The sequence below is a fragment of the Ancylobacter lacus genome, from assembly GCF_018390635.1.
GTDB classification, from domain to species: Bacteria; Pseudomonadota; Alphaproteobacteria; order Rhizobiales; family Xanthobacteraceae; genus Ancylobacter; species Ancylobacter lacus.
In genome coordinates this window covers 1-12,672 of sequence record NZ_JAHBGE010000013.1, presented here as the reverse complement: position 1 = coordinate 12,672, position 12,672 = coordinate 1, and the positions used below count along the sequence as shown (strand labels likewise).

The 12,672-nt window shown below is 68.5% G+C and carries 12 protein-coding genes; 11 read left to right on the top strand and 1 reads right to left on the bottom strand.

The window, feature by feature from the left end; genetic code table 11:
* Window positions 1-157 precede the first annotated feature (157 nt).
* The 4 genes from KHC27_RS03970 (at window position 158) to KHC27_RS03955 (ending at window position 3,025) form a co-directional block, all read left to right on the top strand.
* Window positions 158-652 carry a hypothetical protein gene (locus KHC27_RS03970; RefSeq protein WP_213335337.1) on the top strand — a complete coding sequence of 165 codons (495 nt, stop codon included), beginning with the start codon at window positions 158-160 and terminating at the stop codon, window positions 650-652.
* Window positions 653-906: 254 nt separating this feature from the next.
* A complete protein-coding gene (locus KHC27_RS03965) occupies window positions 907-1,932 on the top strand; it encodes a zinc-dependent alcohol dehydrogenase (protein WP_213335335.1) in 1,026 nt (341 codons plus the stop codon).
* Between the two features lie 194 nt (window positions 1,933-2,126).
* Window positions 2,127-2,846, top strand: coding sequence for an SDR family NAD(P)-dependent oxidoreductase (locus KHC27_RS03960; protein WP_213335333.1), 720 nt, complete (start codon window positions 2,127-2,129; stop codon window positions 2,844-2,846).
* A 2-nt stretch (window positions 2,847-2,848) separates the two neighbouring features.
* The gene (locus tag KHC27_RS03955; protein ID WP_213335331.1) at window positions 2,849-3,025 is read left to right on the top strand and encodes a DUF2256 domain-containing protein; all 177 of its coding nucleotides are present in this window, start codon (window positions 2,849-2,851) and stop codon (window positions 3,023-3,025) included.
* Window positions 3,026-3,039: 14 nt separating this feature from the next.
* On the opposite strand, the gene KHC27_RS03950 is transcribed toward KHC27_RS03955, so the two are convergent.
* The gene (locus KHC27_RS03950) at window positions 3,040-4,302 is read right to left on the bottom strand and encodes an MFS transporter (protein WP_213335329.1); all 1,263 of its coding nucleotides are present in this window, start codon (window positions 4,300-4,302) and stop codon (window positions 3,040-3,042) included.
* Window positions 4,303-4,399: 97 nt separating this feature from the next.
* On the opposite strand from KHC27_RS03950, the gene KHC27_RS03945 reads away from it, so the two are divergent.
* The 7 genes from KHC27_RS03945 to KHC27_RS03915 form a co-directional block, all read left to right on the top strand.
* On the top strand, window positions 4,400-5,314 hold the full coding sequence (locus KHC27_RS03945; RefSeq protein ID WP_213335327.1) for a LysR substrate-binding domain-containing protein: 915 nt from the start codon (window positions 4,400-4,402) through the stop codon (window positions 5,312-5,314).
* A gap of 126 nt (window positions 5,315-5,440) precedes the next feature.
* Window positions 5,441-6,355 (top strand): LysR family transcriptional regulator, encoded by a 915-nt coding sequence (locus KHC27_RS03940; RefSeq protein ID WP_213335324.1) that lies wholly within the window; start codon window positions 5,441-5,443, stop codon window positions 6,353-6,355.
* 103 nt (window positions 6,356-6,458) lie between these two features.
* Entirely contained in the window at window positions 6,459-6,863 is a 405-nt protein-coding gene (locus tag KHC27_RS03935) for a DoxX family protein (protein WP_213335322.1), read from the top strand.
* A gap of 73 nt (window positions 6,864-6,936) precedes the next feature.
* Entirely contained in the window at window positions 6,937-7,884 is a 948-nt protein-coding gene (locus tag KHC27_RS03930) for a glutathione S-transferase family protein (protein ID WP_213335320.1), read from the top strand.
* A 199-nt stretch (window positions 7,885-8,083) separates the two neighbouring features.
* Entirely contained in the window at window positions 8,084-10,306 is a 2,223-nt protein-coding gene (locus KHC27_RS03925) for an ATP-binding protein (RefSeq protein ID WP_213335318.1), read from the top strand.
* Entirely contained in the window at window positions 10,299-10,751 is a 453-nt protein-coding gene (locus KHC27_RS03920; RefSeq protein ID WP_213335316.1) for a response regulator, read from the top strand. Before KHC27_RS03925 ends, KHC27_RS03920 begins: the two co-directional genes overlap by 8 nt.
* Window positions 10,741-12,672: hybrid sensor histidine kinase/response regulator (locus KHC27_RS03915; RefSeq protein ID WP_213335314.1), on the top strand; the 1,932-nt coding region annotated here is incomplete at its 3' end. The genes KHC27_RS03920 and KHC27_RS03915, both read left to right, overlap by 11 nt.

Sequence of the window (12,672 nt, the reverse complement as noted above, 5' to 3'; positions counted from 1 at the left end):
CCCCTGTTTGGGAGGGGAAAACCGGCCATGCCGCGCTGCACTCTCGTTCCCGGAAATCCCATGCCCCGACCGGCCGCGACGCGAGGCCTTCCGCCGCGCGCCGCCCGCTGCCGGGCGAGCGGCAGGGCCATTGGCGCCGGGCGACGAAGGAGCTGGCATGAAGGAATATCGGGGTATCCTGAAGCGCGTCGGCGCCAAGGAAGGCGACATGATCGTCAATACGAGGGTCAGCAGTCCGGTGGGGCATGTCCGCGTCTCCGGCACCGTCTCGGTGATCGAGATCGGCGACACGGTGCTGCGCGACGTCCACTGCATGAAGGATATGTACGACCTGCTCGATGTCGGCGAGGAAGCGATCCTCTTTGTGCATTTCAAGAACTTCTACAAGCCGGTCGTCCTCGGCGTCGCCTATCCCGGCCGCCGGCGCGGCTTCGCGGTGCCGCTCATCGCGTTGATCGCCAACACGATCCTGTCGCTGTTCCTGTTCCCGATCCTGTCCATTCTCTTCGGGTTCATGATCGGGTTCCTCCTCGGCGACGTCGTCGGGGTGGCCGTCATGCTCGCCGGCCTCGGCCTCACCTTCTACAACGCCGTCATGCTTATCATCGGCTACGTCCAGACCGCCGCCGGGGTGCGGCGGGCGCGGGCGTGACGCCGGCCGGCCGGCCCTCACGCCGGCCGCGCCGTTCCGCGCCACCTGCGGGCATGGCCGGAGCGCGGGCGGCGCCTGCGCCAGCGACGCGCGCGCCTTGGCGGGCGGCCGGCGGAATCGCACGGAAAAGCCGGCCACGGGCGCTCATCGCGCGCGGGCGGCGGCCGTTTTCGTCATGAACCGACATAATTGACCGGGGTCAAGGACCGGGCGGGGCGGATGGGAAAGGTTGGCGCCCATCAGGAGAGAGCCCAATGACCAACATGATGAAGGCCGCCGTCTGCCGCACCTTCCGCACCCCGCTGGTGATCGAGGAACGGCCGATCCCCGAGCCGGGTCCCGACCAGATCCTCGTGCGTATCGCCGCGACCGGCGTGTGCCACACCGACCTTCACGCGGTGAACGGCGACTGGCCGGTGAAGCCCAATCCGCCCTTCATTCCCGGCCATGAAGGCGTCGGCACCGTCGCCGCCATCGGCCGCAACGTGAAACGGGTAAAGGAAGGCGACCGGGTCGGCGTGCCGTGGCTGCACACCGCCTGCGGCTACTGCCCGCACTGCCGCACCGGCTGGGAGACGCTGTGCGGCTCGCAGCAGAACACCGGCTATTCCGTGAACGGCAGCTTCGCCGACTACGCCCTCGCCGACCCCAACTATGTCGGCCGGCTGCCCGACAATCTCGCCTGGGGCCCGGCCGCGCCGGTGCTCTGCGCCGGTGTCACGGTCTATAAGGGGCTGAAGGAAACCGAGGTGAAGCCCGGCGAGTGGGTCGCCGTCTCCGGCATCGGCGGGCTCGGCCACATGGCGGTGCAATACGCCAGGGCGATGGGCATGCATGTCGCCGCCGTCGACGTCCACCCCGAGAAGCTGGCGCTGGCCCGCACGCTGGGCGCCGAGATCGCCATCAACGCCCGCGAGGAGAATCCGGCGGAACTGCTCCAGAAGCAGATCGGCGGGGTGCATGGCGTGCTGGTCACCGCCGTCTCCCCCACCGCCTTCGAGCAGGCCTTCGGCATGCTGCGCTCCCACGGCACCATGGCGCTGGTGGGCCTGCCGCCCGGCCACTTCGCCATGCCGATCTTCGACACCGTGCTGAAGCGCATCACCGTGCGCGGCTCCATCGTCGGCACCCGGCAGGATCTGGAGGAGGCGCTCGCCTTCGCCGGCGACGGCGCGGTCGCCGCCCACTTCTCCTGGGACCGGCTGGAGAACATCAACGCGATTTTCGCCCGGATGGAAGAGGGCGGCATCGACGGGCGCATCGTGCTGGAGATGAACTGAGGCCCGCCGGCGGCGGTGGACGGCGCGCGAGGCTGTCGTCCACGCCGCGATCGGCCTCATCGTCCACACTCAGGCCGGTCATCGGCCTCATCGTCCACCTCACCGCACCGACCCTCCACACCGAAACGGCCCCGCCGGCGCCCTGAACCGGCGGCGGCGCGGGGCCGTAAAAGGCAGGTTTCGGAGGGTGGACCATGTACATCATCTATGGCGGCACCGGCGGAATCGGCGCCGCCCTCGCCCGCCGGCTGGCCCGGAGCGGGGCCCGGCTGCACCTCGTCGCCCGCGACCCGGCCCGGCTCAAGGCGCTGGCGCAGGAAACCGGCGCGAGCTTCACCGCGGGCGACGTGCTCGATGCGGAGCTGTTCGCCCGGGTCGCCGCCGACGCGCCGGGGCCGCTGGCCGGGCTCGCCTACGCGGTGGGCTCCATCAATCTCAAGCCCTTGTCAAAGCTCACGGAATCGGACTTCCTCGCCGACTTCCGGCTGAACGCGCTGGGCGCGGCGGCGGCGGTGCGGGCCGCCCTTCCGGGGCTGAAGGCGGGGGAAGGGACGCCCGCGGTGGTGCTGTTTTCGACGGTCGCCGTGCAGCAGGGCTTCCCCGCCCATGCCAGCGTCGCCATGGCCAAGGGCGCGGTGGAGGGGCTGACGCGGGCCCTCGCCGCCGAGCTGGCGCCGAAGCTGCGCGTCAACGCCGTCGCCCCCTCGCTGACCCGCACCCCGCTGGCCGCGGCGCTGACCTCGAACGAGCAGATGGCCGGCGCCATCGCCCAGCTCCACCCCCTCCAGCGCCTCGGCGACCCCGAAGACGTCGCCTCCTTAGCTCAATACCTTCTTTCCGGTGAGGCCGGCTGGATCACCGGGCAGATCATCGCTGTGGACGGCGGGCGGTCAACGCTCCGCAACCGGGGCTGAACGTGCCGAAGCGACGGGAAAAGGCCCACTTTCCGCAGAAAACCTGCACCATTTGCGCCCGCCCCTTCGTATGGCGCAAGAAATGGGCGCGGGTGTGGGAAACCATCGAAACCTGCTCCGACCGCTGCCGTGGCGAGGCGCGGCGGCGGCGCATCGGGCGGCCGGACAGCCCGGCCTGACGTCCCCGCCGGCGCTAGGCCGGCCGGGCCGAGCGCGCCAGCCAGGCGGCGCCGGCAAGGCCGATAGCCAGCAGCACGGCCAGTAGCCCCACCACACCCGGCCACGCCCCCTTCGCCCAGAACACCCCGCCCAACGTGCCGATGACGCTGGAGCCGAGATAATAGGCGAACAGGTAAAGCGAGGAGGCCTGCGCCTTGGAGTGGCTGGCATTGGCCCCCACCCAGCTGCTGGCAACCGAATGGGCGCCGAAGAAGCCGAAGGTGAGCGCGGCGAGCCCCAGCAGGATGACCGGCAGGCTTGGCACCAGCGTCACCAGCGTCCCCCCCAGCATCAGGCCCATCGACAGGCACAGCACCGGCCCCCGGCCGATCCGGCTACCGAGATCGCCGATATAGGCGGAGGCGAAGATACCGACGAGATACACCGCGAAAACGAGGCTCACCGTGCTCTGACGCAGATGGAACGGCGCCGCCATCAGCCGGTAGCCGGTGTAGTTGTAGACACACACGAAGCTGCCCAGCAGCAGAAAGCCGGTCAGGAACAGCGCCCGCTGTCGGGCATCGCCGAGATGCGCGAGGAAGGCGGCCAGCATCACCCGTGGCGAGGGCGAGGCGCGGCGAAAATTCCGCGAGGCCGGCAGGCTCCACCACAGCACAAGGCCGCAGAGCACGCCCACCGCGCCAACGGCGAACAGCCCGTGCCGCCAAGAGAAAAAGTCTGCCAATACGCCGACGATGGCACGCCCGCCGAGCCCGCCGAGGCCCGAGCCGCCGATATAAAGCCCCATCGCCAGCCCGACGGACTCCTCGTGCATCTCTTCCCCGACATAGGCCATCGCCACCGCGGGAAGCCCGCTGAAGGTGATGCCCGACAGCGCCCGCAGCCAGACGAGATCGTTCCAGTCCCGCACGAAGGGGCAGGCCATCATCAGCAGCGACGAGGCAATGAGCGAGGCCACCATCACCGGCTTGCGCCCCACCACCTCCGATAGGGCGGAGGCGACAAGCATCGCAACCGCCAGCAGGGCCGTGGTGGCGGAGAGCGCGAGGCTGCTCTGCGCCGGGCTGATGCCAAACTCCGCCGAAAACAGCGGCATCAGCGGTTGGACGCAATAAATCAGCGCGAAGGTGGAGAAACCGGCCGAGAACAGCGCCAGATTGGTAAGGATGAAATGGCGCGTCCCCTTGCGGATGAGCAGGTCCGCACCGGGCACGGCGGCAGGCGCCGCGATGGGCGTGGCAAGGTCGAGCGCGGAAGGAGCGACAGGCTTGGTCATGGAAACAGGGCTGGGTGAGATGGGGTTGACGGCAGTGATGCGGCCGACCATCCATATTGTCCAATACCTGTTTTGTTGCGATCGTTAGGTTTTCCGAATGGATCTGCGGCATCTACGGTCCTTCGTCGTGCTGGCCGAGGAACTGCATTTCGGCCGGGCCGCCCAGCGACTCGGCCTTTCCCAGCCCCCGCTCAGCCAGCAGATTCAGGCGCTGGAAAACGACATCGGCGGGCCGCTGCTGGCGCGCACCAGCCGTCGGGTGGAGCTGACTGAAGCGGGGCGGCTGTTCCTGCCGGAGGCCCGCGCCGTGCTGGCGCGGATGGGCCAGGCGATGCAGGTCGGCCAGCGGGCGGCGCGGGGCGAGGTGGGCGAGCTGCGCATCGGCTTCACCGCCTCGGCACCGCTCGCCAACATCATGCCCGCGCTGATCCACGCCTTCCGTCAGGCCCGTCCGGCGGTACACCTGACCCTTCAGGAGATGCTGAGCACCCAGCAGATGCAGGCGCTGCGCGACAACGCGCTCGACGTCGCCTTCCTCCGCGCGCCCGCCGACCCCACCGCCGCCGATGACAGCGTCACGGCCGTGGAGCTGCACCGCGAGGAGCTGCTGCTGTTCCTGCATGCCAATCACCGGCTGGCGCAGACGCCGCCGGAGGCGCGCATCCAGCTCGCCGAGCTTGCCGGCGATCCTTTCGTGCATTTTTCCGCCGAGACCGGCGCCAGCACCTCGGAACAGTTCTACGCGCTGTGCCGCGACGCCGGATTCCGCCCCCGCATCAGCCAGGAGGCGCGCGAGGCGATCACCATCATCGGGCTGGTCGCGGCTGATCTCGGGGTGTCGCTGATGGCCTCCTCCTTCCGCTCCATCAACCTGCCGCATGTGGTGACCCGACGGCTGGCGGAGCCGGTGCCGCACCTCACCACCTGGCTGGCGCACCGCGCCGGGGACGGTTCGGCGGTGGTGAAGGCCTTCCTCGATCTGGCGCAACGGCGGGTCGACGGGCGCGGCTGAACCGGTCTGGCGGTCGGCCTGCGCGGCCTCCGGCGCCTGCACGGCCGGCCCACTCTCGCGGGGCAGTATGCCGGGCCTTATCATGCGGCAGGGCGCGATTCCCGCGCCATGCCTGCCGGGGAAGCCATGTCCCGCCTCGATCGTGACCGCATGCTGGTCGCCGTACTCGACCTCGGCAGCTTCGCCGCCGCGGCGCGCCGGCTCGGCACCAGCAGCGGGCAGGCCTCCAAGCTGGTGTCGCAGCTCGAAGCGGAGCTGGGCGTGCAGCTTCTGAGCCGAACCACCCGCGCGCTAGCGCCGACGGAAATAGGACGGGCCTATTACGAGCGGGTGAAAGCTCTGCTGGAGGAGTTCGACGCGCTGGATGCCTCGGTGCGCAACGCCTCCGCCGCGCCGGCCGGACGGCTGCGGCTGAGCGCGCCCGCCTCCTTCGGCACCTGCCAGCTCGTGCCGCAGCTCATCGCCTTCGCGCAGGAATTCCCCGCCATACAGCTCGATGTCAGCTTCTCCGACCGGCTGGTGAACCTGATCGACGAAGGCTTCGACGCCGCCATCCGCATCGGGCGGCCGGGCGATTCCAGCCTCGTCGCCCGCAAGCTCTGCGACAGCCGGGTCGTGGTGGTGGCCTCCCCCGCCTATCTCGCCGAGCGGGGCAGCCCGGCCCGGCCGGAAGACCTCGCCCACCACGCCTGCATCATCGACACCAATTTCCCCGATCCGCTGAACTGGGACTTCCACCCGGCCGGCGCCGCCCAGCCGATGCTGGTGCCGGTTGCCGCGCGGATGCGCTTTTCCAATGCCGAGGCCTGCCTCGACGCCGCCATCGCCGGCCTCGGCGTCGCCCGTATGCCGACCTTCATGGCCGGCGACAGCCTGAGAGCGGGACGGATCGTCCCGGTACTGCGGGGTCTCGAGGCGCCGGCGCGGGGGATTTTCGCCATCTACCCGCCGGGCCGCCATCTCGCCGGGAAGGTGCGGGCACTGGTCGACTTCCTCGTCAGGCGCTTCCATGGGGAGCCAGAATGGGATCGCGGCTGGTAGATTTCTTCCTCTCTGGAAGCAATCTTCCGCCCGGCAGGGGTATAATCAAACGACGCCACCCTCGGCATGATCCCCGCGACCCTCATCCCTCGCGAGACCCCTCATGACCGACGCCCGCACCGCTCCCTACGCCGCGCTTCTGCTCCGCCTCACGCTGGGCATCCTGTTTCTCGCCCATGCCGGGCTGAAGATCTTCGTGTTCACCCCCGCCGGCACCGCCGGCTTTTTCAGCTCGCTGGGCCTGCCCGGCTGGCTGGCCTATGTCACGATCGTGTGGGAAGTGGTCGGCGCCGTCGCCCTCCTTCTGGGCGTCTATGCCCGTGTGGCGGCGCTGGCGCTGATTCCGATCCTTGTCGGCGCGCTGGTGACGGTGCATTTTGCCGCCGGCTTCTTCTTCACCAACCCCAATGGCGGTTGGGAGTTCATCGCCCTGTGGATCGCCGGTCTGCTGGCGCTGGCCCTCATTGGGGACGGCCCGCTGGCGCTGAAGCCCACCTCGCGGGCGTGAACCGCTGCCGGCGACGCTCGCCTGACGGGCGGTGCCGCCGGCGTCCCACCCTCCCACGGCACCGGAGCGCAGCATGCTCGTCGACGGCAAATGGACGGCAGAATGGCATCCGGTGCAGGCTACCGATGCCAAGGGTGGTTTCGTACGCCAGATTTCCGGCTTCCGCCACTGGGTCACGCCGGATGGTGCCGTCGGCCCCCCGGGCGAGGCAGGCTTCCGTGCCGAGGCGGGGCGCTATCACCTTTATGTCGCACTGATTTGCCCCTGGGCGTCGCGGACGCTGATCGCCCGCGCGCTCAAAGGGCTGGAAACGGCCATCTCGGTCTCGGTGGTGGAGCCCGCGCTCACGGATCAAGGCTGGCGCTTCGGCGACTATCCCGGCGCGGATCGCGACACGCTGAATGGCGCGACCTATCTCCACGAGCTCTACACCCGCGCCAACCCGCATTACACCGGCCGGGCCACGGTGCCGGTCTTGTGGGACAAGCAGCGCGGCACCATCGTCAACAACGAATCCGCCGACATCGTGCGGATGCTGAACGATGGCTTCGGCGACCTCGCGGATTCGACGGTCGACCTCTATCCCGAGCCGCTGCGCCCGCAGATCGACGCGCTCAACGAGGCGATCTATCCCCGCCTGAACAACGGAGTGTATCGCGCCGGCTTCGCCACCACCCAGATCGCCTATGAGGAAGCCTTCACCGATGTGTTCGGCATGCTGGACGAGCTTGAGGCCCGGCTGGCCGCCGGCGGCCCCTTCCTGTTCGGCGACCGCCTCACCGAAACCGACATCCGGCTGTTCGTCACGCTGGTGCGGTTCGACTTCGCCTATCACGGGCTCTTCAAGTGCAATCGGCGGATGCTGAAGGACTATGCGGCCCTCAGCGGTTTCCTCCACCGGATGCTGGCGGTACCCGGCGTGCGGCAGACGGTGAATGTCGACCACATCAAGCGCGGCTACTACTCGGTGAAGGCGCTCAACCCCAACGGCATCGTCCCGGTCGGACCGGCACTGGACTAGCTCTGAGATCGCGCGGCGCACCAAGCCGCCGCACAAACGCGCCTGAGGTGTCATCACACCAAACACGCACCGGTAGGTTGCATGCCTGGTGCCGCCGTAGTTCTCTCCCGCAGTCGGAAGAGGGGATATGGCTGGTGGGCACGAAACGAGGCATTTTCCCGGCAACCGCCTGTGCGTCTTCGACGCCGGAGATGGCGCGATGAGCGGGGTGACGCCGGAAATGCTGGCCGGCTGCGCGGCCGAACCCATCCATATCCCGGGCGCCATCCAGCCACAGGGCGCGCTGATGGTGCTCTCGCCTGAAGATGGCAGGCTCCGCCACGCCAGCCGCAATCTGCGGGAGGTGACCGGGCTCTCCGTCGGCTTGGGGGAGCGGCTCAATGACGAGGCGCCTGATCTTCTTCGCCGCATCGAGGACTGGCTGGCGGGAGGAGAGCCGGCAACGGTCCACGTCGTCGATATCACCGGCCGGCCCTTCACGATGAGCGGACACGTCACGGCGCAAGGCGCGGTGGTCGAGCTGGAGCCGGTGGCGTCATCCAACACCGCAGTACCTCACGGCCTCTATGGTCATGTCCGGGCGTTTCTCGACCGGCTCTCCCACGCCGCAAGCCTCGACGCCATGGCCGAGGCCGCCGTCGACCATGTCCGTGCCCTCACCGGCTTCAACCGCACGCTGCTCTACCGTTTCGACGAGAAAGGTGATGGCACCGTGCTGGCCGAGAGTTCCGATGGCGTGCTGCCCACGCTGCTGCGCCAGCGTTTTCCCGCCTCCGACATTCCTGCCCAGGCCCGTGCGCTCTATGTGCTGAACCGGCTGAGGCTGATCGTCGATGCCGGCTACACGCCCTGCCCTGTCGAGCCGGCGCTGTCGCCGGTCGATGGTCGCCGGCTGGATCTGTCGCTGGCCGCGCTGCGCAGCGTCTCGCCGGTGCATCTCGAATACATGCGCAACATGGGCACGCAGGCGTCCATGTCGATATCCATCGTCGTGAACGGCGGCCTGTGGGGGCTGATCTCCGGCCACAGCAGCGGCCCGCACGGCGTGGACGCGCAGGTGCGCGGGGCCTGCGACATGATCGGACAGGTGCTTTCCCTCAACATCGAGGCCCGCCAGCAGGCCGAACATGCCGCGAACCGGCTGCGGCTGGGCCGGCGGGAAAGCGACCTGCTCGCCGCCCTGTCGGGAACCGAGGCGCTCGATGCCGGCCTCGCCGCCAATAGCGAACTCTGGCTGGGCATCACCGAAGCGGATGGGGCCGCCGCGCTGGTGGAAGGGCGCCTGACCACCACCGGCCGGGTGCCGCCGGAAAACGTCCTTCGCGACCTCGCCGCGCGCATCCACGAGACCGGGGAGCAGGTCTTCTCCACCCCTTCCCTTGCCGCGCTCTGGCCCGCCTTCGCGGCCGAAGCCGGAATCGTCAGCGGCGTGCTCGCGATCTCGGTCTCGCAGATCCGGCCGGACCTGCTCATCTGGCTGCGGCCGGAAATCGTGCAGGAGGTCGAGTGGGCCGGTAATCCGCACAAGGCGGTAGAGGAAGGCGCCCGGCGCCTGCACCCCCGCCGCTCCTTCGAGACATGGCGCGAGCAGGTGCGGCTTCAGGCCCGGCCCTGGAGCGCGGCGCAGATCGAGAGCGCCGCCTCGTTCCGCGCGGCGGTCCAGAACTTCCTGCTTCACCACGCCGAGGAGCGAGCCGAACTGTCGGACAAGCTGGAGCGTACCAACCAGGAGCTGGAGGCGTTCTCCTACTCCGTCTCGCATGACCTGCGCGCGCCGTTCCGCCACATCGCCGGCTATGCGGAGCTGCTGAGCGAGCGGGAGGCGGGGCTGGAGCCAACCTCACGCCACTACCTGACGTCGATCAAGGAAGCGGCGGCGGCGGCAGGGCGGCTCGTGGACGACCTGCTCAGCTTCTCGCAGCTCGGTCGCCACCGCCTCGCCTCGTCGAGCCTCGACATGAACAAGCTCGCGGCCGAGGTGAAGCGCTCGCTGGCGACCGACATAGGTGCGCGCGTGGTCGAGTGGGAGATCGGCGATCTTCCACCTGCCTGGGGCGACGGCAGCATGATCCGGCAGGCGCTGCTCAACCTGATGCAGAACGCCGTGAAATACACCGCCCCGCGGGAGGTCGCCCGCATCCGCGTCACCGGCGCCGATCTCGGCGAGGCCACCGCCTACACCGTCTCGGACAATGGCGTGGGATTTGAGATGGCCTATGCCCGCAAGCTGTTTGGCGTGTTCCAGCGCCTGCATCTCGCCGAGGAGTTCGAGGGAACCGGCATCGGGCTCGCGTTGGTGAAGCGAATCGTCGACCGGCACGGGGGAACCGTCTCGGCGCAGGGAACTCCCGGCAAGGGTGCGGAATTCTCCTTCACGTTGCCGAAGCGGCAGACGCCGACAGGAGACACGCCCGGTGGCTGATCTACGCCCCATCCTTCTCGTGGAAGACAATCCCCGCGATCTTGAACTCACCCTTGCCGCCCTTGCGAAATGCCAGCTTGCCAACAAGATCGTGGTCGCCCGCGATGGGGCGGAAGCGTTGGACTATCTGTATCTGCGCGGTCCGCACGCTGACCGCGTTCCCGGCGACCCGGCCGTTGTGCTTCTGGACCTGAAGCTGCCGAAGGTCGATGGCATCGAGGTGCTGGAACAGGTGAAGCGCGACCCGGCCCAGCGCCAGATTCCCGTCGTCATGCTGACCTCATCCCGCGAGGAGCGCGACCTCGTGCGCAGCTACGAACTCGGGGTCAACGCCTTCGTGGTCAAGCCGGTGGACTTCAACGCCTTCTTCGAAGCCATCCAGGACCTCGGCATGTTCTGGGCGATCCTGAACGAGCCGCCGCCGAGGCTCAGCTATGGAACCTGACGCTAAGGCAGACGAACGGCCGGCGATCCACATCCTTCTGCTGGAGGACAGCGACATCGATGCCGAGCTGCTTGCCGCCCACATCGGCAAGGCTCAGATCCGCTTCACCATGGATCGGGTGATGCGCCGGCGCGAGTTTGTCTCGGTGCTGGAGGAGCGGGCCTGCGACATCGTTCTCGCCGATTATTCGCTTCCCGATTTCGACGGCTTGTCCGCGCTCACCATCGCCCGCGCGCTTCAGCCGGAAGTGCCTTTCATCTTCGTCTCAGGCGTGGTGGGCGAAGAATTCGCCACCAACGCGCTGAAGCGCGGCGCCACCGACTACGTGATGAAGCGCAACCTCTCACGGCTGCCGACGGCGATCGAGCGCGCGCTGGAACAGGCGCAGGACCGCGCCGAGCGCCGCCGCACCGAGGAGGCTCTGCGCCATAGCGAGATGAGCGCGCGGCTTGCCGCCGAGGCTGCCCAGCTCGGGGTGTGGGACTATCAGCCTGCCACCGGCACACTGACCTTGGACGAACGTTGCCGGTCCCTTTTTGGTCTGACCGCTCCTGTGGAATTCGGCGCCGACGCGCTGCTGTATGGTTGCCATCCTGCCGACCGTGACAGGATGAGACGATCGATCGACGACGCCATCACCTGGCGCGAAGGTCACGACGGTCGCTTCCGCGAGGAATATCGTGTCCTCGCCGTCGATGGGCGCGAGCGGTGGCTGGCCATTCATGGCCAGGCCATCTTCGTGGAAGAGGCGTGCGAGCGCTTCCTCGGCGTGATGCGGGACATAACCGAGGAAAGACGCGCCAGCGAGGCCCTGCGCGACCTCGCCTCCGCGCTGGAGCGGCAGGTGGCGGAGAGGACCGCCGAACGGGACCGCATCTGGCGGCTGAGCGCCGACCTTTTCGCCGTCGTCGGCTCTGACGGGCGGCTGCGCCGCATCAACCCGGCGTGGCAGGCCGTGCTCGGTTACGATCCCGACCACCTCGTCGGCAGCAGCCTCGGCATATTGGTCCATCCCGACGAACACGCCACCCTCGAAGCCGCGATCCGGCAGCTGGGCGCCGGTCGCAAGATCGACCGGCTGGAAAATCAGGTGCGCCATCTCGACGGTAGCTGGCGGTGGATATCCTGGACCGCCACGCCGGAGGGCGACGCCTTCTATGCGGTCGGCCGGGACGTGACCAGCGAGAAGGTCGCAAGCGCCGCCCTCGCCGAGCGAAACCGGGAGCTGGCGGACCAGATCGAAGAACGCGAGCGCGTCGAGGACACGTTGCGGCAGATGCAGCGCTTCGAGGCCGTCGGCCAGCTCACCGCGGGCGTGGCCCACGATTTCAACAATCTGCTGACAGTCGTCCTTGGCAATATCGGCTTCGTCGAGCGGGCACTCGAGCGGGCCGGGGTGCAGGATCGCTCCCGAGAAAGGCTCGGCCACATGCGGATGGCGGCCGAGCGCGGCGCAAAGCTGACGGCGCAGTTGCTGGCCTTCTCGCGGCGCCAGCGGCTGGAACCCAAGCCGCTCGACCTGAACGAGACGGTCGCCGGTATGCAGGATCTGCTTCAGAGCACCATGGGCGGCAGCATCCGGCTCGAAACCGTGCTGAAGCCGGGTCTCTGGCCGGCGCTGGTCGACCCGACCCAGATCGAGCTGATCATCCTCAACCTCGCGATCAATGCGCGAGACGCGATGGAGGTCGGCGGCCTGCTCACCGTGGAAACCGGCAATGTGAAGCACCGCGGCGCACCGCGGCGGCCGGAGGAGCCGGGCCCGGGCGATTACGTCGTGCTCAGCGTCGCCGACACCGGCTCGGGCATGACCGAGGAGGTTCTCGCAAAGGCATTCGAGCCCTTCTTCACCACCAAGGAAATCGGCTGCGGATTCCGACGTAACCGGCCACCTATTCCAATCATTATCCGGCCACCGTTC

Coding starts and splice junctions, on each gene's coding strand:
- KHC27_RS03930 (WP_213335320.1), top strand. CDS start 6,937: ATGCTCGTCGACGGCAAATGGACGGCAGAATGGCATCCGGTGCAGGCT.
- KHC27_RS03940 (WP_213335324.1), top strand. CDS start 5,441: ATGTCCCGCCTCGATCGTGACCGCATGCTGGTCGCCGTACTCGACCTC.
- KHC27_RS03970 (WP_213335337.1), top strand. CDS start 158: ATGAAGGAATATCGGGGTATCCTGAAGCGCGTCGGCGCCAAGGAAGGC.
- KHC27_RS03925 (WP_213335318.1), top strand. CDS start 8,084: ATGAGCGGGGTGACGCCGGAAATGCTGGCCGGCTGCGCGGCCGAACCC.
- KHC27_RS03935 (WP_213335322.1), top strand. CDS start 6,459: ATGACCGACGCCCGCACCGCTCCCTACGCCGCGCTTCTGCTCCGCCTC.
- KHC27_RS03960 (WP_213335333.1), top strand. CDS start 2,127: ATGTACATCATCTATGGCGGCACCGGCGGAATCGGCGCCGCCCTCGCC.
- KHC27_RS03965 (WP_213335335.1), top strand. CDS start 907: ATGACCAACATGATGAAGGCCGCCGTCTGCCGCACCTTCCGCACCCCG.
- KHC27_RS03945 (WP_213335327.1), top strand. CDS start 4,400: ATGGATCTGCGGCATCTACGGTCCTTCGTCGTGCTGGCCGAGGAACTG.
- KHC27_RS03950 (WP_213335329.1), bottom strand. CDS start 4,302: ATGACCAAGCCTGTCGCTCCTTCCGCGCTCGACCTTGCCACGCCCATC.